Consider the following 19,651-nt stretch of genomic DNA (forward strand, 5'->3'; position numbering starts at 1 on the left):
TTTTATGGGGCGAAATCTCTATTTTCTCGTAAACAGCGGAAAGTAGCCACCGAACAAAACGTTGCTTTGGGCAAAAAAGAAGTTTTGGCTTGCTGTATCCCCTTCGTAAGAGGTTAAAACCTTAGGCATGTTTACATAGCCGCCTTTTAGTTCTGTTTGTAGAAAGTACTTATCGAAAAACGTAATGTTTACAGCGCCAGTAAGGTTAATGCCATAGCCTGAAAGATGGTAGCGGTCGGAACGCTCTTTTTTGAGCAAAGTGACATCCGAGCGGGGAAGGATTATTCCAGTTTCAGCCCCAGCAATCAGGTTAAGGTCTATTTTGTCTTTGTTTATAATGTTGAAAAACCTGCGTAGCCCAACGTTTATGTAGTTGAGTCCGTCTGTGTGCTCGTACTGTAGAAAGCTGTAGGTAAGGTCTATTTGATCCGCGTCACTAAATGTGTTGGTGTCTCCATCCCGTTCGAAATAGCCGTTTATGTTTACGGTTTGGTATTGTTGCGCCACGTATTTCATGTGGTCCATGCCTACAGAAATTTCCCAGTTGTCTTTTATAAAATAGCCAAACCGTGCATTGAACTGCGGAGCCGAAAAGTTTAGCGGGTTGAAATAAGTATCGAATTTGAACTTACTGGGCCTGTCTTTTGCCTGAACATTGTATAGGGTAAAGTTGTGATCGTTGCCTTCAAAGTGAATGTCAGAGTCTGTATATGCCGACCAATTATAACCCCAATAGAAGTAAAATAGCCCTTTTTGTGTGTAGGACAGTTTTTTGTTTTGCTGCGCATGTGTTTTCGAAAAGCTTAATAACAATAAGAAAACTAGCGCAGCGCGAATAATTTTAAACATGATGTGTGAATAGTGAAAGTATTGATTAGGGTTTGGTGGTTTTTCAGGGCATTTATTGGTCGAATATTCCGGTTGGTAAACCATCAATGCTGGTTACATTCTTCTTCTCCCAGTATTCCTTTACGCCATCTGCGCCAATTTTGGCCGTCCAGTCGGGTAAAATAGTACGGTCTTCCTGGTAGTCCATTAGTGGCACGCCAAAGCCGCAGCTTGTTTGCACCGAATCAATGTCCATTACAAAAATATTCCGGGCACCTTCATCGGCAGGGAAGAGGTTGTAGTATTTGTCCCAGTCGGCATCTTGTCTATGAATGGTTTGTGCAGTACCATAAAGCCTTAGAATAAGTGGTTTGCCTTCGAAAGCGCAAAACATCACAGTAATGCGGTTCACTTCTTTAAGGTGGGCTGCAGTTTCATTGCCACTACCTGTAAGGTTCAGCCAAGCCACTTGCTTGTCGTTTAGTACGCGAAAGGAGTCCATGCCTTTTGGAGAAACATTTACACGGCCGTCTTTCGCGGCTGTTCCGGTAAAGTATATTTTTTGTTCGCCTATAAATTCGGTGAGTTTTTGGTCGAGTGAATCGTAGAATTTGGCCATTTGAGTTTTTGGTTTAGGATTGAAACACCACAAGTGTGTTTAAGATTCATACATATCGGAAATATTCATCTCGCAGATCTTGATCATCGCCTGAGCAATCTTATCTGTTGAGTCTTTCAGGAATGTTTCACCTTTTTCGGCAGTACTTAAAGCAGGGTTGCCAATGCCAGTGTCTTCCGTAACTTTCGACCATTTGCGTTCTACCCAAAGCCAAGGTTCCTGTACTTCGGCTATGCGATGCTTTTTCTCTTTACCTTCGCCCCAATGTGTCTTTTCAAGCACCAAGTCTGGTTGGAGTTTTAGCATCACGCTGGTTTCCATTTCATCGGCATGGTCACCCATATGCTCAAAATACTTGGTCTTGTCGAGTGTCTGAAACCAGTTGACGGTGCAGAGAAACATTTCGGGGAATTTCAGACCCAGTTCACGAAGCAGGGTTTTAAAATCGTTACCGCCATGCGTATTGAGTACCATTAGCTTTTTTATGCCTTGCCTGTTTAGTACCTCAATAATGTCGGCCAGTATGGCAAGTTGGGTAGAAGGATTCAGGTTAATGTCTAAATAGATGTCGCTTTGCCCTGTATTTACGCCAAAAGGCACAGTGGGTAGCACCATGATGTTTGCGTTTTGTTCGTAGGCTTTCCGTGCCGACTCTGCAGCTACATAATCCGCTTCATAAACATCGGTGCCATAGGGTAGGTGGTAGTTGTGTGCTTCTGTGGCACCCCAAGGTAAAATGGCCAACTCAATGTTAGCGTCTTTTAGATGTTTCCAATTGGTTTCAGCAAGTAGGTACGGTCTAATCATAGGGTGAATTTATTGATAAAAACCGATTGACCTTAAAACTCTGCTTGAAGCTTTTCTCTGTGTTGTCGTCCCCAGCGCTGTAAAGATATGAGTACTTCTTGCAGGCTGTCGCAGTAAGGAGTGGGTTCGTATTCAATAACCACGGGTGTGTCGGTATAGACTTTTCGTACCACAAAGCCGTTTTCTTCTAGGTCTTTCAGCTCATTAGATAGCACCTTGGCCGAAATACCACTAACCGTGCGTTGCAGCTGATTGAAACGCATAGGGCCTTCTTTTAGCGCGATTATTATCCTCAGTTTCCATTTGCCACCAATTACATAAAGGGCATCTTCCATGTCGCTGAGTTTGGCTTGGCATGCCGCTGCATTGTGTTCTACATTCTCCATACTTACCTAAATGTAACTACTAACCTTTGGTATAGTGCTAACTTTTGGATAGCAAATATAGATAGGTTTGTAGAATAATTCAGCAAATCAGAAATCATGAAAAAAGTAAATATTATTTATTGGGTAGCAACAGGCTTAATCTCACTTATGATGGCCTTTTCGGCCTTTAGCTATTTCACAAATCCAGATGTAGCAGCTGGTTTTGTACACTTGGGCTTTCCCGATTATTTCAGAATAGAGTTGGGTATTGCAAAAGTAATTGGAGTAATAGTGCTTTTGGCACCGGTTTGGCCTAAACTAAAGGAGTGGGCTTATGCAGGGTTTACCATTAATTTTATTTCAGCCTTTATTGCCCACCAAGCGGTAGGCGATAGCCTTTCTGATAGCGTAGGGCCAATTATTGCCTTAGTACTTTTGGCTATTTCTTACTGGGCTTTCGGAAAAAAGCAGGCTTCAAAGGCCGCAAATTAATCAAATATGTAGCTGATCAACTTGGTATCCCTTTGTTCTAAAAGTAATGTTGATCCTAGGCTGGTGGCAAGAGCTGTCCATAGGAAGCGCATGTTCGTAATCCGTTTGGCAGCCTTTGCCCATTACAAATAGACTGCCATGCGCAAGTCGCTCTTCATAAACTTCTTCGGTTTCATTATCCCTTAGTTGAAAAATTCTTTCGGCACCCAGACTAATAGAGGCGATAACTGCGGTATTACCGAAAGCTGGATGGTCAGCGTGAAAGCCTATTCCTGTATTTCCATTGGGGTAATAAATGCACACGCCTGTGTGAAATGGCCATTTCAGTAGTTCTTCAATCTTATTTCTCAATGCTTCAAGTGCTTCAAACCACGGGGCGGTTTTACCCCAAACTTCATTTGGTAAGCTGTTTTCCTCAAAAAGCCATTTATCCATAAACATCACCTTGTCAGTTTCAGGTAATTTGGCATGGTTAGGTTGGGTGTTTAAAAAAGCTTCGTTGAATAAATAGTCATTAACAATGGTGTGGTAAATGCTATTGGCTTGATTTTCTGTAAGAAAGCTTGGGTAATAATTCGCTTCGCATTTTAGGGCAGAAGTGTCCATGAATTTTGTGTCTGTTATTGCATTTCTAAACTATTATAATCTCTCCAAACTCTCTAATAAATTCATTTCAATTGCTCCATCTTTCCTTAGCTTTGTCGTCCTTAATTTGAAATTGCACATATGACGAATTACTCACATAAAATTGCTTCAGAGCTGAATATCAACCCTAAACAGGTTGAGGCCACTACCAATTTGTTGGATGAAGGAGGGACAGTACCATTTATAGCCCGTTACCGTAAAGAGGTTACCGGTAGTTTAGATGAGGTTCAAATCGCAGACATTCGCGATAGGCTGCAGCAATTGAAAGAGCTTGACAAGCGAAGAGAAGCGATTCTTAAATCGATTGACGAGCAGGATAAACTAACTGATGAACTTAAAAAGCAGATAGAAGAGGCGGAAACGCTTTCAAAGCTAGAAGATATCTATTTGCCATATAAACCAAAGCGTAAAACCCGTGCCACCAAAGCCCGCGAAAAAGGCTTACAGCCATTGGCCGATCTGATCTTTGAACAAGGAAATGCTGATGTAATGACTGAAGCTGCCAAGTTTTTGAATGAAGAAGTTGAAAATGAGGAAGATGCCTTGCAAGGTGCCCGTGATATTATTGCCGAAACGATTAACGAGGATGCCGAGGCGCGCGAACGCATGAGAAAGTACTTTTTGCAGCATGCCGTAATCAAATCGAAGGTATATACCGGCAAAGAGGAAGACGCACAGAAATACAAAGACTATTTTGAATGGGAGGAGTCGGTAAAGGATGTGCCTTCGCACCGATTGCTGGCCATGAGAAGAGGAGAGGCTGAGCTGTTTTTAATGCTCGATGTGGTGCCTGATGAAGATGGTGCTATCAACTTGTTAGAAAAGCAGTTTGTAAAAGGCAATTCTGAAACTTCTGCCCAAGTTAAACTGGCTATTAAAGACGGGTATAAGCGTTTGCTTTGTCCTTCAATGGAAACTGAATTGCGCATGCTTTCTAAAAAGAAGGCAGACGAAGAGGCCATTGATGTATTTGCTAAAAACTTGCATAAACTGCTAATGGCGGCTCCACTGGGAAGCAAGCGTGTATTAGCAATCGATCCAGGTTTTAGAACTGGCTGTAAAGTGGTTTGTCTTGATGCGCAAGGAAAACTGTTGCAGTATGAGGCCATTTTCCCGAACGAACCACAAAAACGCATAGCTGAATCCGCTGCTACCATTAAGCACATGGTAGAAGTACACGATATTGAGGCGATTGCCATAGGTAATGGTACCGCCAGTAGAGAAACGGAAGACTTTGTAAATAAGATCGGTTTGCCAAAATCGGTTACGGTGGTAATGGTGAATGAAAGTGGTGCATCGATTTATTCAGCATCCGAAATTGCGAGAAACGAATTCCCTAACCATGATGTGACTGTACGTGGTGCGGTTTCAATTGGTCGTAGGCTGATGGATCCGTTGGCAGAATTGGTGAAGTTGGATCCTAAATCAATTGGGGTAGGGCAATACCAACACGATGTAGATCAGCCGGCATTGAAAAAATCGCTTGATGATATTGTGATGAGTTGCGTGAACTCCGTTGGGGTAGAGGTGAATACAGCTTCGGAACAACTGCTTACTTATGTAGCAGGTTTGGGGCCTCAGTTAGCCAAAAACATTGTGACTTATCGCGATGAGAACGGGCCATTCAAAGACAGGTCGGCTATTAAAAATGTGCAGCGTTTAGGTGATAAGGCATTTGAGCAAGCCGCAGGTTTCCTTAGAATTAAAGGTGCTGGAAATCCACTGGATGACAGCGCGGTTCACCCAGAAGCTTATACACTGGTGGAACAAATGGCTAAAGACCTCAACTGCCAGATTGCAGACTTGATTAAAGATGAAAAGCTGCGTAAGCAAATTGACCTGAAGAAGTACGTGACTGAAACCATTGGTTTACCTACCCTTAAAGATATTCTGGAGGAATTGGCAAAGCCAGGCCGTGACCCACGCGAAAAGTTCGAAGTGTTTAGTTTTGCTGAAGGCGTTAACCACATTGAAGATCTCAAAATCGGTATGAAGATTCCTGGAATCGTGACGAATGTGACCAACTTTGGCGCATTTGTAGATGTGGGGGTGCATCAGGATGGTTTGGTGCACGTAAGTCAGTTGGCCGATCAATTTGTGAGTAATCCGGCCGAAATTGTATCGGTACAGCAAAAGGTAATGGTTACCGTAACCGAGGTAGACGTTGCCAGAAAACGTATTTCACTAAGCATGAAGGGTGAGACCAAACCTCAGCAAAAACGCAGTCAGAAGCCCAAAAGAAAGCAGCAGGATAATGGTGGAGATATGGCTGCTAAGCTTGCTGCGCTAAAGGGTAAGTTTGGACAGTAATAGTATTATAAGAGGCTGTCTCAAGAGCTAAACTTCATTCCCAGTCGAGCCTGCCTGCCTGCAGGTCGAGCATGATGGTAATAGTTGGTTTTTGAGATAGCCTCATTTTTTTGCTTCAATATTTGGGTCATTGAGAAGGTATGCATGCGAGAATAAATGCAGAATATGCTTATTTTAGAAAGCATATGCCTTTACCAAATGACGACCGAGCATAACTGTAAAACCTGTAATGAACCTTTGCGGGGAGCTTATTGCCATGTTTGTGGAGAAAAGCGTCTCATGCCTTCGGACCGTTCTTTTAAGGTTTGGTTGCAAGAAACACTTAGCAATTTTGTGCAGTTCGATGGTAAGGTAATCAAGACTTTGGTGGCTTTAATCACTCGACCTGTTAGGTTAGCAAGCGATTATTTTGAAGGTAGGCGCAGGCCATATCTTCGCATGATTAATTTGTTCTTTATAGCCAACCTTCTGTACTTTCTTACCTCGGGGCTCCAAACATTTAAAACTTCTCTGTATGTGCAGATGAATGATCAGCCATATAGTGCTTATGTGCTTAGAGTTGTAGAGAATTACTTAGAAAGGGAAGAGTTAGATATCAACGAGTTTAAGCAAGTATATGATGCAAAAACACTAGAGGTAAGCAAGCTAATGCTGGTGTTGTTGGTGGTTTTGCTCGGTTTTGTAGTATATCTGCTATTTGCGAAACAGCTGTATCTGTCCGATGCATTGAACCTCGCGTTGCAATTCTGGTCAGCTTATATTTTAATGTTTATTCTCCCTTTTTCACTCATAATCGTGGTAGGAAGGGCAACTGGTTCTCTTCAGTGGCTTTCAAGTAATTTGTTTTCAGAGCTCACCCTGTCTATTGCAACGTTTGCTTTTTCGGGAGTTTACCTTTGGTTGATACTCAGGCGCTTTAGTAAAAGCATTTGGCTACATTTTGGAAAAATTGTAGCCATTTTGGCTTCCTTTTTCTTTGTGTTTGTAATTTACCGTGCTGTTCTTTTTCTGATCACATGGCTACTAGTTTGAGGTTACCCCGCATAGCCATCGCCATCAATGTCTTTTCCAGTGTGTTCTTCTAATACTTTTAACGTTTTAGTAAGCAACTCTCGCGTTTTGTACAGCTCATGCTCCAAAAAGCGCACTCTGTCTTCTAGCGATGCTGCTCTGCTTTTTTGATCCTGAATTTGGCTTTGTTGAATAAGGTCCCAGAATAATCCCATGTTTTTCAATATTTAAGTGTGAAGGAATAATTTAAACTGTGCAGTCCTAAAGCCATGCATGTTTATGATGAATGCAATGCTGCACCTTTAACAGGTTGAGTATTCAAATGAATATGCGACCAGTTAAATCCAGATTGTTGGTCTAATGGTAATTCACTTCTGTTTCACATGTATTCCAATAACTTAGTTGTACCGATTTTAAAACTTTCAAGAAACGCAACTATGGAAAACAGAAGAAAATTCTTGATCAAATCTGCGCTCGGTGCTGCTGGTTTGATCGCTACTCCGGCTTGGGTACAAGGTGCTCCGGCCATTATCAAATCCTTCAATAAGCCTAACTCAGTGATTAATGGGGTTAAAGTAGGGTGTATTACCTACTCTTTCCGCTCCATGCCAGATCAGAGTGCCGAGGCTACACTAAAGTATGTAACTGAGGCTGGTTTGTCTGCTATTGAACTGATGGGAGAGCCGGCAGAATCTTTTGCTGGCATGCCTAAAAATCCGGCTAACATGCGAGAGATGTATGGCTTGTTTATGAAGCAGCGTGATGGTAAAGAGCTGACGACTGATGAAAAGAAGAAGTTGGCCGACCTGCGTGCTCAAAACGATGCTTATGCCAAAGAAGTGGGGAAATGGCGGACTAGAGCTGGTTTGGAACCATTCGAGAAGCTAAGAAAAATGTACAATGATGCAGGGGTTGAAATCTATGCTTTTAAGCCTAGCGCCTTTGGTATAAATGCCACAGATGCCGAAATAGCTTATGGTATGAAGGCTGCCAAGGCTTTGGGGGCTTCTCATGTTACACTAGAGCATCCATCGAATGATGCACATACGCTGCGTTTGGGTAAACTAGGTCAGAAGTACGGTATGTCAGTTGGTTACCATGGCCACGAACAGGAGACTTTTACGTTTTGGGATACCGCGCTAAAGCAAAGCAAAATGAATGGCCTTAACCTAGATGCCGGGCACTATATAGCTGCTGGCAATACCGATTTAATGGCCCTGATTGAAAAACATCACGGTAGAATTTTAAGTATGCACACCAAGGATAGAACAACGCCAGCCAATGGAAAGGGTAATTTGGCTTGGGGAGAGGGAGATACGCCTATTCCTGAGTTGCTTAACACAATGAAAAATAAGAAATACAAATTCCCGGCAACCATTGAATTGGAGTACCAAATACCTGAAGGTTCAAACGCTGTTAAAGAAGTTCAGCGTTGCGTAGAGTTTTGTCGGAACGCGATAAAATAGGGTGTCTGAAATTGTTGTTGCTTAAGTGTGGTTTAGATTTAATTGTATTAATCTAATATAATAAATTTATTTTTTGCTATGACGAATCGTTCTGCCTATTATGCAGCATGATTCGTTCTTTGATGTTTTTACTCGCGCTTTTGTGTAGTGAAATGCTATATGCGCAATCTTACCGTATCCAAAAGCAAGAGATTGGTTTTGGTATACAAGCCAAGGCCATTCTCTCTAGAATGGAAATTGTTAGTGGCTTAGAAGATTTTAAGTCTGAAGGTTATAAGGCAGGAATGCATTTCGGGGCGTTTATCCGGCTTAGGTCAGCAAACTTTTTGTTTCAGCCTGAGGTATCATATGGTACCACCTGTAATACTATTTATGCTGAAGAGTTTAGTGGTAATGAAGGAGTATCAATCAAATTTAAGATGCGTTCTTTTCAGGTGCCTATGCTTGTAGGGTACGGAATTGATTTAGGTGAAGAGGAAAATAAGACCATAAAGGTTTTGGTCGGGCCAGTCTTTGATTTTATTACAAAACATGAACTGTCTTTGAACACCGAAAGAACAAATGCCTCGCCAGTGGCTTTAGCCACAGGGGCAGAAGAAGCCTTTAATGAATTTGGAATTGGATTAAGGTTTGGAGTGGCCCTCGATTTGGACAAGCTAATAATTAACGCCTATTATGAGCACAAGCTATCCAAAACTTTCGATACGGTACTTATTGATGATGCGGGAGCTTTTGAGAATAGGCACCATCAATGGGTACTTTCTGTAGGGTTATTATTATGGAAGGCCAATTGAATCTAGGCCTTCCATTTTAATCTTAAATACTATAAGAACTTAGCTTTATAGTCTTCTTTCGCTTTAAGAATAATTTCTTTGGCTACATCTGCATGCTGAAAATCTTCAACTTCTACAGTTTTGTTTTCAAGCTTTTTATAGTCTTCAAAGAAGTTTCTAAGTTCTTTAACAAAGTGTGGGCCTAGCTCACCAATATCGTTTAGGTGGTTAACAGACATGTCGTTATTGGCTACCGCAATAATTTTATCATCAAGTTCGCCACCGTCTAGCATACGCATTACACCAATTACTTTTGCTTCAACTAAGCACATTGGCACAATTTCTATTTGAGATAAAACCAAGATGTCTAGCGGGTCATTGTCGTCACAGTAGGTTTGTGGAATAAAACCATAGTTGGCAGGGTAGTACATGCTTGAATAGATAACTCTATCCATTTTTAGTAAACCAGACTCTTTATCTAATTCGTATTTAGCTCTTGTATTCTTCGGGATTTCAATAATGCCGTTCACCACTTCCGGGGCATTATCGCCAATGGACACTTTGTGCCAAGGGTTGTTATTGTCAATCATTTGAATTGGAAAAAGTAAAGATTATATAATAGTAATTCTATATGGGTTATTGTCGATAACCCAGTCAATGTATATATTCGGTGCAAAGATATAAAAATGAAGAGAGTTCTGCTGTTATTATTGGTTTTTGCTTCATCCACCGCTGTTTTCGGACAGACTTATGATACTGAAGTTGATGTTGGGGTTAGGCTTAAGTATAATATTACCTCGTACAGTAAGTTTAAGCAAAGCGACTTACCCGATGGTTATGACTTAAAAACGTTTGGTTATGCTGTTGGAGGCTTTTTGCAGATGAGGGTAAACCACTTCTATTTTCAGCCTGAGCTGACCTATTCTTACATCCAAACTACCATTGCCGCTCCTTTGGAAAATGACCCTAATTATGACCATGGAGAAATTGAGTTGAGGTTCAACTCTTTTCAGTTGCCATTACTAGTGGGCTACAGAACCAGTTTCGATAATGTTGCGCTCAGGTTTGGGGCTGGGCCTGTTTTTACATACTTGTTCGATACAAATGGAGTGTTGGACTATACACCAGGGGCGCAAGTAGATGTTCCTGAAGATCTATTGACTGATTTTAACGACTTTACCCTTTCAGCCCGCTTTGGCGTGGGGCTCGATGTTGGTGCTTTCTTGTTCGATGTAATGTATGAAAAGGGTTTTAGCCGGTTGAATGAAGAGTTTACCATTTTTGGTGGGGAGGACCTAGGTAAAGAAAGTTCTTGGGTATTTGGTGTTGGATTTAAGCTTATTAGGCATCACCAGTAGGCATTACCTTATTAAGGCTGCTAAGACAGTCCTTCAAGGGCTGAACCTAAATTTATGCATCAACAGGCTAATAGCTTTGAAATTAGACAACTATCCGAAATACCTTTTTGGCAAGGGGGGGCAAGAGATGCTTAAAAGGTAAGCCTTAAACCTGCGCCTGCGCCATAAAACTCAAAATTAAGAGCAACAGGGTTGCTACCTGTCTTAGTTATCGAGTCGTTATAGAGGTTTACAGCGTTGATCGCCCTGTTTTTGTATCGCTGCTGAAAAACAAAAGAAAGCACATATGCTCCGGCACCTATTCCAGCTAAATACCAGTCGGGATCATTCACGTTTTCGGCAAACTCTTGGGTAATTGGCCAGAAAATAAGAATGCTTCCTGCCGCTTTGAATACATCGGCAGTGGCGCTATTTAAAAATGCGTTTTTCATCGGTTTACCAGCCGTAGGGTGGTCTTTGAGTAATTCATAGAGCTGATCGTTGTAAAGGTTAATGCCACACTTATTGAAAGCGGTTTTGAACTTCGAGATCTGAATGATCTCTATTGTTTCCATGTCGGTTTGTGCGTGAGAAAGCGAAATGCTGCTAAAGATAAACAGTGCACAGAGTAATAATCGGTACTTCATAGCTTTGGTCAGTTAAGTAATGAAGATAAAAAAAAAGCTTCCATTTCTGGAAGCTTCCTTTTCAAAATATCATTTGGCTATCTCTTAGCTAACTCAACGTAAGCACGTTCGTTAGCACCAGTGTAAACCTGGCGAGGTCTACCGATAGGCTCTTTGTTCTCTCTCATTTCCTTCCACTGAGCAATCCAACCAGGTAGACGACCCATTGCGAACATTACAGTGAACATGTCGGTAGGAATACCTAGTGCTCTGTAAATAATGCCTGAGTAGAAGTCAACGTTAGGGTAAAGCTTTCTGTCCACAAAGTACTGATCTTTCAATGCTTCTTCTTCCAAACCTTTGGCAATGTCCAATACAGGATCATTCACACCTAGTTTTTCCAATACATCGTCTGCTGCCTTTTTAATGATCTTAGCTCTAGGGTCAAAGTTTTTGTAAACTCTGTGACCGAAGCCCATCAAACGGAATGGATCGTCCTTGTCTTTTGCCTTAGCCATCCATTTCTTGGTATCGCCACCGTCTTTCTTAATGTTCTCCAACATCTCGATTACGGCTTGGTTAGCACCACCGTGCAATGGTCCCCACAAGGCATTGATACCTGCAGAAATTGAAGCATACATGCTAGCGTGAGACGAACCTACAACTCTTACGGTAGAGGTAGAGCAGTTTTGCTCGTGGTCAGCGTGAAGAATCAATAATTTATCTAGTGCAGCAGCAACAACAGGATCTACATCGTACTCCTCAGCAGGTGTAGCAAACATCATTTTCAAGAAGTTTGCAGTGTAGTTCAAGTTATTGTCTGGGTAGTTAACTGGGTGACCGATTTGATTTTTGTAAGACCAAGCTGCGAAAGTTGGCATTTTAGCAATCAAACGGATGATGCTCAAATCTACTTCGTTAGCTGCTCTATTAGGGTCTAAAGAAGCAGGGTAGAAGGCAGTTTGTGCACAAACCAAAGAAGAAAGCACGCCCATTGGGTGAGCAGTAGAAGGGAAACCTTCCAAAATCTTCTTCACATCTTCGTGTACCAAAGTGTGGTTAGTAATGTCAGACTCGAATTGCTGTAATTCTTCAGTAGTAGGAAGCTCTCCGTAAATCAAAAGGTAAGATACTTCAAGGAAGCTTGATTTTTCAGCTAGCTCTTCGATTGAGTAACCTCTGTATCTCAAAATTCCTTTTTCACCATCTAAGAATGTGATGGCACTTTTTGTAGAACCTGTGTTTTTGAATCCCGGATCGATAGTGATGATGCCGCTCTGACCTCTCAATTTTGAGATGTCGATGGCCTTCTCACTCTCAGTTCCCTCAATAACAGGGAGCTCTATTGACTTTCCGTCTACTTTAATCTCAGCAGTACTTGACATTGGCTATTTTTTGGTTTTTACGTTAATACGATATTCGTCTTTCGGGCGAATTTAATGAAATAACATTAAAAAATTGTGGTTGTTCCCAAACTCTCTAAAAGAGTTTAATTATTTCCTAATATAAGGGGTAAACCTTCGTCTCCTTGGCCTATAACCACAATTTTGGCATTGTTCGATTCGGCTAATTTTAGTGTTGCTTCTATGCCGCGCATCTTCAAAAGATTTGGTGTTAAACTGCTATTCACAATTTTATTTGCCTGTGCTTCACCCTCTGCTGCAATGCGCTTTCTCTCGGCTTCACTCTTTTCTTTGTCCAGACGGAACTGGTAGGCCAAAGCTTCTTGCTCTTGCTGCAATTTGTTCTCAATGGCCTGCTTAATTTTATCTGGCAAGTTGATAGAACGAATAAGCAATGCGGTCATTTCAACATTGTTGGTGTCGTTGCCTAATACAGCGGCTGTTTCGTTGCGAATGGCAGCTTCTACTTCAGGGCGTTTGGTAGAATAAATCTCTTCTGCCGTGAATCGGCCCATTACCTGGCGCACCGTTGAGCGCACTTCAGGAATTACCAGCGTATTAATATAGCCTAGTCTGAAGCGTTCGTATATAAACCCGATTCTATCGAACTTAGGGTAGAAACGAACCGATACGTCCACTTTAATGCTCAATCCATTTTTATCGAGCACGTCCATGGTTTCTTCGGCTTTGGTTTCAGCTACGTCAAATGTGATGAGGTCATTCCAAGGTGCTTTTACATGAAAGCCCGGAGAGATCACATTTTCTTTATCTAAACCACCTGAAAACTTCTTAAAGAGCACGGCCCTTTCATTGGCTTGAATGGTAAAGAAAATGCTTGACGACAAAGCAATAAGCACAATTAATGCGATTACTGAAATGACGATAATGGGTAAAAGTCTTCTGTTGTCCATAAGTCTTTATTTAAGTTTTGGCCAGCTTTCGGCCTAGCCAATCACCTGTAAATTTGCTTCAATTTTTTCCAAAATTTGATGCGCTACTTTTAACGCTTCGTAGCCATCTTCAATAGTTACAATTGGTGCAGTGTCATTGTTTATGGCTTCGTGAAAAGTAAATAGCTCTTCTCGGATAGCGTTGGTAGGTTCCACTTTCGGATTTTCGAAAATGATCTCCTTTTTACCCTTTCCTTCACCTAGGTCGAGTACCATAGAGAATGGTCCCTCTTCACCGGTAGCTTCTTGCATGCGTACGATTTCCGATTTCTTCTCCAGAAAATCTACGGCTATGTAAGCGTCCTTTTGGAAGAAGCGTGATTTACGCATGTTTTTAACTGCTATGCGGCTGGTGGTTAGGTTGGCCACGCAGCCATTTTCAAACTCCAGTCGGGCATTGGCAATGTCTGGCGTATCGGCCACCACATTTACTCCGCTTGCCGATATATTTTTCACTTTAGAACCTACAGCTTTTAAGATCACATCCAAATCGTGGATCATCAAATCGAGTACAACAGGTACATCTAAACCGCGAGGGTTAAACTGGGCCAGCCTGTGCGTTTCGATAAACATTGGTTGTTTAAGGTAAGGCTGTGCAGCCACAAATGCTGGGTTGAAGCGTTCTACATGACCCACCTGAATTTTCAACCCTTTCGATTTAGAAAGAGTGATAAGTTCTTCCGCTTCTTCAATGGTGTTGGTCACCGGTTTTTCGATGAACACATGTTTGCCGGCATCAAGTGCTTGTTTGGCGCAATGGAAGTGGGAGAGGGTTGGCGTAACAATGTCCACTACATCAACCGCTGCGATGAGCTGGTCGATGGTATCGTATGCTTTGATTCCCAGCTCTTCTGCTACGCTTTTGGCGTTTTCGGGCGAAGCATCGTAAAAGCCAACGAGTTCGTATTGTGGGATATCTTTAATGCATTTGATGTGAATTTTGCCGAGGTGTCCGGCTCCTAGAACGCCAATTTTTAGCATAGCTTGAGAGTTTTTTTGCTTGTGTGGCAAATGTACACTCTATTAAAAGAAGTTCTAGTTTTTGAAGTTCAAAGTTGGGAGATAGCCAAACCTGCGTTCTGAACAGCGGCTCTTTTCATATTAATCAATTCAAATAGTATAATTAATGCCCTAATTAGTTATATTGAATTCATGTGTTCCAATTTTTTCAACAAGAATATTCCAGCATGTCTTTTTCTGTTAATCATTATTATTTCCTCCTGTAGTTCAAAAGAGTCTAACGAGGTAGCCAATGAAGGTCAGCACGTTATAAAGATTGACGATTTAACCGATGTTTCTAACCTTAGTTTTAGTAAAGTAGTTGATTCGGTTTTCTATTTGCCGCTAGAAACTTCTGAAGAAGTATTAATGGGTCAAATCGAGAGCTTACAGGTTGTTGATGAGCGAATTTTTGTTTCAGATATAACTTCGAAAAGTTTATTCTCCTTTGATATGGATGGCAGATTAATCACTAAGTATTCGGCCGTAGGAGAAGGACCTGGTGAGTTCTCAACCATTAACAGCTTTACCATTAATCCTGAACGAAAAGAGGTTGTAATTGCAGGAGCTGGTAAGATATTATTTTATGATTATGAAGGTGAGTTTTTAAGAGAGTTTAAAACTGTTCTGTCAGGAAGTATGGCAGTTGCATACACTGGCAATAATCGCCTTATGGCTTATACTAATTACAAAATTCATGATGAGAAGCAAGGCGCAAATAACGTTGTGTTTTTAGATTATGAAACTGGTGATGTTATTTCGGCTAATTTGTCTTTTAACCCTAAGGCTAGGGTTGAGAACATGACTAGTTTTTTTAATAATATATCAGGCCTTCAAGGAACTTCAAAGTATTTGAGTATCCCCTACAGGAATACTGTTTGGCAAGTTTCAGGCGAAGAAGTAGATACCTTTTTTACGGTTGATTTTGGAGATAATGCACTTCCTGATTCTTTTGAGGATGAATTTCTCTCTAACTCAAAAGTCACGTCAGGAAAGTTGAGAGAGATAGAGCGTAATAACGCTTGGTATAGAATAAAAGGTGGTGGGGCGCAAATCAATAATAGGTATGTGAACTTTTCTTATGCAGGCAAAGACAGTCAATTTATTGAGGTCTTTTTTGATAAACGAAATGATCAAGGATATTCATTCAAGGTACCGCTAGAAAATGATATTGATGGAGCCAAATTCGTGGTACAGAGATCTGCCTACGAGAATTATTTTATATCAATTGCTAGCCCTGAAGTATTGCTTGGTCTTGGTGATAAGGTTGCCGACCTGAATATACTTGGAGATGGATTAGAGATTGACGGTAATCCGGTTTTAAGATTTGTCGCTTATAACTTTGAACACTTTCAAAAATAAAAAGCACCAAACCCCAATTTGCATTTTGGAACTTGGTGCTCAATACTTTTAAGTATTTAGAATTACTTCTCCGGCCCTGTCATATCATTAATTAGCACTGGCTCGCCAAAGCCAAGTTGTTTGAGCCTAGCTTTTTGTGTTTTGGCATCGCCAACCACCAGCCAGATCATTTTACTCGGATCGAGGTACTTTTTAGAAAGTGCTTGAATTTCTTCAACCGTCATATCGCGTACTATCGCTTCGCGGTCTTTCACATAGTCTGGCGACCAGCCAAACTCGCTAATGTTTTCGAGCATACTCAATTTGGCGCCAGCCGTTTCGAATGCCCTTGCATTACTCTTGATCAAATAGCCTTTGGTTGTTGCTAGGTCTTGGTCAGAATAGTTTTTGCCATAATCAGCTAAAATCTCTTTTACCAATGCGGTCGATTCTAGAGTTACATTAGTTCTTACACCACTTGAAATGGTGAAAGTACCATCTGCTTTGTTGCCCGAGAAGTTTGAGCGGATGCCATAAGTATAGCCTTTACCTTCGCGCAGTTCTTGTGTAAGCTGCGAGGCGAAGCCACCGCCACCTAAAATGTAGTTCATTACAGTAGCAGGGTAGTAGTCTTCATCCGTTGCCGGCATGGCCCCATAGCCAATATTCAGTACCGATTGCTTGGCGTTCGGTACATCGTAAAAGTATACTTTCGATTCACTTGGTGCAGCAGGCTGACTTAACTCAGGCAGTTGTACTGCCTTGGCTTCCCATGCAGTGTTAAGTTCGCTAAGCGAGGCTACTAGGTCACTTTCGGAAATATCGCCCACCACGTGCAATTTGGCCACCGAAGGCGATATGTAATTGGCGTAGTAGTTTTTCAAATCAGCAATGGTAAGCTGCTCTACGGTTTCCATTGTGCCTAAGGTGTTTTGCGCACGAATGTCATCTTTACCGTAAATCAATATTTGGTAAGCATTTGCGGCAATGGCATTCGGGTTGGCCTCTTGCTGGCGAATTTGACTGATGGTACTCTGTTTGGCCAGTTCAAATTCTTTCTCATCCCAGCGCGGCTCAAGAAGCATTTCTTCTATCAAGTCTAGCGTTGCTGCGTAGTTTTTGGTAAGCGTATTTGCAGACACGCGTATGTTCTCTTTTGTAGCGAAAATGTTAATGCGTGCCCCGAGTTGCTCAATAGCTTCCTCAAGCTCTTCTGGCGTTTTATTGGCGGTTCCTTTGGTCATTAAATCGGCCGTTAGGTTAGCTACGCCCAGCTTATCCATCGACTCTACCAATTGTCCGCCATCAATCACCAAGTTTAGTTGTACCAAAGGCACTTCATCATTTTCAATACCATAAACTTTTAGTCCGTTGCTTAGTGATGTTTCGTAAACCTTAGGGACAGTGATCTCTGGTGCTTTGCCATAGGGCGGCTCCACTGTGCGGTCAAAACTAGAAGGTGTACGCTCGTATTCGGCCTGAATAGACGCATCGAAGGTTTCTTCAGCGCCTTGTACAATGGCTTCTTCCACAACCTCAGCTTTATCGGAACCTTCCAAAGCCAATGCCAGCTGGCCCTGAGGTACAAAACTGGTGGCAATGTAGTTTTTGCCTTTGATGTACTTATTGTACACACGCATTACATCATCGGTAGATACGGCAAGAATCTGCTCAATGTCTTTTTGGATATAGCCAGGGTCGTTTGCGAAGATGTTGTACTGCGCTAACTGGAAGCCCTTGCCTAAAACGCTCGAAAGGCTATTGTAAAAACCAGTTTCTTGGCCGGCTTTAATTCTATCTAAGTCTTTTTGCGAAATGCCCTCAGCTTCAAACTTGGCAAAAGCATCGCCAATAGCTGCTTGCACATCATCCAAATCGGTATCAGCATAGGCACGAACAGACAGGTGTAGTTGGCCAGCTAACTCTGAAGTTCTGTTGTACATGCTTACGCGAGAAGTGAGCTTTTTGTCTTCTACCAACACCTGGTAAAAAGGTGCCTTTTTGCCTGAGGCCAAATATTGAGTCAACACATCCAAGGCATAAGCATCGGCTTGGTATTGCTCTACCGTAGGCCAGGTTAGCGTTAGCTCCGGTAGGCGGGCAAAATTGTCTTCGTGGTAAAGTTTTATGGTGTTTTCAACCACACCTGACCTAGGAGAGAGCGGGGCTACCTCTTCGCCACGAGGGATTTCATCAAAGTATTTTTTAACCAGCGCTTTTGCTTGGTCCACATCAAAGTCACCTGAAACCACAAGGGTAACGTTATTCGGTACGTACCAGCGGTTAAAGAATTCTTTTACATCGGCAAGGGTGGCATTCTGTAGGTCTTCCAAAGAACCTATTACCTGCCAGTTGTAAGGATGGTCGGCTGGGTACAGGTTTTTGTCGATTACGTAACTGGTGTGCCCGTATGGACGGTTGTCTACACCTTGGCGCTTTTCGTTCTTAACTACTTGTTTCTCTTTGGCTAAAACAGGGTCGGTTACAGTATTAATAAACCAGCCAAGTTTGTCGGCTTCCGCCCAAATCATCTTCTCAAGCGCATCGTTCGGAACGGTTTGGAAGTAGTTGGTTCTATCGCGAGAGGTAGAACCATTGGCGCCCGAACCACCAACTCTTGCGCTTAGTTTATCGAGTCCGCCTTTTCCAAGGTTTTCCGACTCCAAGAACAAAAGGTGCTCAAAAAGGTGTGCAAAGCCTGTTCTGCCTTCTTTTTCGCGAGCAGAACCTACGTGAGCAGTTAGTGCTACAGCTACTACTGGGTCGGAGCGGTCAACATGAAACACAACGTCTAGCCCATTGTCTAGCTCGAATTTTTCATAGTCCACACTAAAGTCGGCTTTGGTGGAACTGTTAGGAGAGGGGCTGCCGCAGCTAATGATTATAGTTGATAGGGCAACCAGACTGAGTTTTTTGAACATATTTATAGGTAGTGTTTGCTCAACGATTTACGGATTTGTAATGCGAGATTCAAGCGGTTTTTTGCGAACCGCTAATCTACTTTGCGAAAAGTGGCTGTAGGGCTACCTTGCTTGTCAATTAAAGTTAAAGTAGTTCCTTCTATTTTATAATGGGTGGTTAATACTAACGCAGTAGGGAAGGCTTTCTCATAAGGAGGTGCGTTGAGGCAGGCCTTTTCTGTTGAAACAACAGATGTTACAACCAACTTTTCTTCGGTTAATTCGCTTATTGCTCCCGCAAGATTGTTACAGCCATCAAAACCAGTAATCCGTCTGTCCCGGATCGAAATCTCTAACCTTGGCCTTTCATCGTTCTCGTTTAGTTCAATTGTTTCACCTTGAATTGTCTCTAAGGCCCAAATATCATTCAGTATAGTTTTTTTGTCGAATGTTTTGCTGAGCACTTCCGCTAAAGTGTATTGAATGTTAGATGCATCTGCTGGCGTTTGGCTTGCCTCAAGTGTATCAACTTTCACTTTAATTTGATAGATATAACCCTCCTGATAATTAAAGTTTTGTATGTTTGAATAGAAGTAATTCCAATTGCCTGAAATACTATCACTTTTGTCAATTAACAGGCACTGCATCTTGCCGGCTCCGGCATCGCAAGTCGATCTAAAACTATTCACCCAAAATGTGCTGGTAACCTCCTCTTCTGGCGTACATGCAACTGTTAAGAGAATAAGTAGTGGTAGGATAAGCTTTTTCATACGTGTTTT

General features: G+C 42.0%; 20 protein-coding genes. 7 read left to right on the plus strand and 13 right to left on the minus strand.

The window, feature by feature from the left end; genetic code table 11:
• Positions 1 to 18: 18 nt before the first annotated feature.
• From BMW98_RS09160 to BMW98_RS09175, 4 genes are read right to left on the minus strand one after another with little or no spacing between them, the layout of a single operon-like run.
• The gene (locus BMW98_RS09160; protein WP_222843622.1) at positions 19 to 849 is read right to left on the minus strand and encodes a hypothetical protein; all 831 of its coding nucleotides are present in this window, start codon (positions 847 to 849) and stop codon (positions 19 to 21) included.
• Between the two features lie 52 nt (positions 850 to 901).
• Complete coding sequence (locus BMW98_RS09165) at positions 902 to 1,447, minus strand: pyridoxamine 5'-phosphate oxidase family protein (RefSeq protein ID WP_090258290.1); 546 nt, start codon at positions 1,445 to 1,447, stop codon at positions 902 to 904.
• Positions 1,448 to 1,486: 39 nt separating this feature from the next.
• The gene (locus BMW98_RS09170) at positions 1,487 to 2,251 is read right to left on the minus strand and encodes a creatininase family protein (protein ID WP_090259426.1); all 765 of its coding nucleotides are present in this window, start codon (positions 2,249 to 2,251) and stop codon (positions 1,487 to 1,489) included.
• Between the two features lie 35 nt (positions 2,252 to 2,286).
• Positions 2,287 to 2,640, minus strand: coding sequence for a winged helix-turn-helix transcriptional regulator (locus BMW98_RS09175; RefSeq protein ID WP_090258291.1), 354 nt, complete (start codon positions 2,638 to 2,640; stop codon positions 2,287 to 2,289).
• Positions 2,641 to 2,736: 96 nt separating this feature from the next.
• Here BMW98_RS09175 and BMW98_RS09180 point away from each other — a divergent pair, with 96 nt between their 5' ends.
• The gene (locus tag BMW98_RS09180; protein ID WP_090258292.1) at positions 2,737 to 3,111 is read left to right on the plus strand and encodes a DoxX family protein; all 375 of its coding nucleotides are present in this window, start codon (positions 2,737 to 2,739) and stop codon (positions 3,109 to 3,111) included.
• Here BMW98_RS09180 and BMW98_RS09185 read toward each other — a convergent pair whose 3' ends face one another.
• Complete coding sequence (locus tag BMW98_RS09185; protein WP_090258293.1) at positions 3,112 to 3,717, minus strand: alpha-ketoglutarate-dependent dioxygenase AlkB; 606 nt, start codon at positions 3,715 to 3,717, stop codon at positions 3,112 to 3,114.
• A 120-nt stretch (positions 3,718 to 3,837) separates the two neighbouring features.
• Between BMW98_RS09185 and BMW98_RS09190 the strand changes: the two genes are divergently transcribed.
• Positions 3,838 to 6,066: a Tex family protein gene (locus tag BMW98_RS09190; protein ID WP_090258294.1), complete on the plus strand. Its 2,229-nt coding sequence runs from the start codon at positions 3,838 to 3,840 to the stop codon at positions 6,064 to 6,066.
• Between the two features lie 165 nt (positions 6,067 to 6,231).
• On the plus strand, positions 6,232 to 7,098 hold the full coding sequence (locus BMW98_RS09195; protein WP_162844764.1) for a DUF3667 domain-containing protein: 867 nt from the start codon (positions 6,232 to 6,234) through the stop codon (positions 7,096 to 7,098).
• A gap of 2 nt (positions 7,099 to 7,100) precedes the next feature.
• Here the strand turns inward: BMW98_RS09195 and BMW98_RS09200 are convergent, their stop codons facing one another.
• A complete protein-coding gene (locus BMW98_RS09200; protein WP_090258296.1) occupies positions 7,101 to 7,292 on the minus strand; it encodes a hypothetical protein in 192 nt (63 codons plus the stop codon).
• A 222-nt stretch (positions 7,293 to 7,514) separates the two neighbouring features.
• On the opposite strand from BMW98_RS09200, the gene BMW98_RS09205 reads away from it, so the two are divergent.
• Positions 7,515 to 8,543: a sugar phosphate isomerase/epimerase family protein gene (locus tag BMW98_RS09205; RefSeq protein ID WP_090258297.1), complete on the plus strand. Its 1,029-nt coding sequence runs from the start codon at positions 7,515 to 7,517 to the stop codon at positions 8,541 to 8,543.
• A gap of 107 nt (positions 8,544 to 8,650) precedes the next feature.
• On the plus strand, positions 8,651 to 9,337 hold the full coding sequence (locus BMW98_RS09210; RefSeq protein ID WP_090258298.1) for a porin family protein: 687 nt from the start codon (positions 8,651 to 8,653) through the stop codon (positions 9,335 to 9,337).
• 29 nt (positions 9,338 to 9,366) lie between these two features.
• Here BMW98_RS09210 and BMW98_RS09215 read toward each other — a convergent pair whose 3' ends face one another.
• Positions 9,367 to 9,906, minus strand: a complete 540-nt coding sequence (locus tag BMW98_RS09215) for an inorganic diphosphatase (RefSeq protein ID WP_090258299.1) — start codon at positions 9,904 to 9,906, stop codon at positions 9,367 to 9,369.
• Between the two features lie 96 nt (positions 9,907 to 10,002).
• Here BMW98_RS09215 and BMW98_RS09220 point away from each other — a divergent pair, with 96 nt between their 5' ends.
• Positions 10,003 to 10,674, plus strand: coding sequence for a porin family protein (locus BMW98_RS09220; RefSeq protein ID WP_090258300.1), 672 nt, complete (start codon positions 10,003 to 10,005; stop codon positions 10,672 to 10,674).
• Between the two features lie 131 nt (positions 10,675 to 10,805).
• On the opposite strand, the gene BMW98_RS09225 is transcribed toward BMW98_RS09220, so the two are convergent.
• The 4 genes from BMW98_RS09225 to BMW98_RS09240 all read right to left on the minus strand — a co-directional run bounded on the left by BMW98_RS09225 (position 10,806) and on the right by BMW98_RS09240 (position 14,613).
• Positions 10,806 to 11,300, minus strand: coding sequence for a hypothetical protein (locus tag BMW98_RS09225; protein ID WP_090258301.1), 495 nt, complete (start codon positions 11,298 to 11,300; stop codon positions 10,806 to 10,808).
• A 77-nt stretch (positions 11,301 to 11,377) separates the two neighbouring features.
• Positions 11,378 to 12,664: a citrate synthase gene (locus BMW98_RS09230; RefSeq protein WP_090258302.1), complete on the minus strand. Its 1,287-nt coding sequence runs from the start codon at positions 12,662 to 12,664 to the stop codon at positions 11,378 to 11,380.
• A gap of 104 nt (positions 12,665 to 12,768) precedes the next feature.
• Positions 12,769 to 13,593, minus strand: coding sequence for a prohibitin family protein (locus tag BMW98_RS09235; protein ID WP_090258303.1), 825 nt, complete (start codon positions 13,591 to 13,593; stop codon positions 12,769 to 12,771).
• A gap of 33 nt (positions 13,594 to 13,626) precedes the next feature.
• Positions 13,627 to 14,613, minus strand: coding sequence for a Gfo/Idh/MocA family protein (locus BMW98_RS09240; protein WP_090258304.1), 987 nt, complete (start codon positions 14,611 to 14,613; stop codon positions 13,627 to 13,629).
• A 171-nt stretch (positions 14,614 to 14,784) separates the two neighbouring features.
• Here BMW98_RS09240 and BMW98_RS09245 point away from each other — a divergent pair, with 171 nt between their 5' ends.
• The gene (locus BMW98_RS09245) at positions 14,785 to 15,993 is read left to right on the plus strand and encodes a 6-bladed beta-propeller (RefSeq protein ID WP_090258305.1); all 1,209 of its coding nucleotides are present in this window, start codon (positions 14,785 to 14,787) and stop codon (positions 15,991 to 15,993) included.
• A gap of 62 nt (positions 15,994 to 16,055) precedes the next feature.
• Here the strand turns inward: BMW98_RS09245 and BMW98_RS09250 are convergent, their stop codons facing one another.
• Together BMW98_RS09250 and BMW98_RS09255 are read right to left on the minus strand one after the other, a co-directional pair.
• Positions 16,056 to 18,893, minus strand: a complete 2,838-nt coding sequence (locus tag BMW98_RS09250; RefSeq protein WP_090258306.1) for a M16 family metallopeptidase — start codon at positions 18,891 to 18,893, stop codon at positions 16,056 to 16,058.
• Positions 18,894 to 18,964: 71 nt separating this feature from the next.
• Complete coding sequence (locus BMW98_RS09255; protein ID WP_090258307.1) at positions 18,965 to 19,642, minus strand: DUF4377 domain-containing protein; 678 nt, start codon at positions 19,640 to 19,642, stop codon at positions 18,965 to 18,967.
• Positions 19,643 to 19,651 lie beyond the last annotated feature (9 nt).

The organism is Roseivirga pacifica, assembly GCF_900111145.1.
Classification (GTDB): domain Bacteria; phylum Bacteroidota; class Bacteroidia; order Cytophagales; family Cyclobacteriaceae; genus Roseivirga; species Roseivirga pacifica.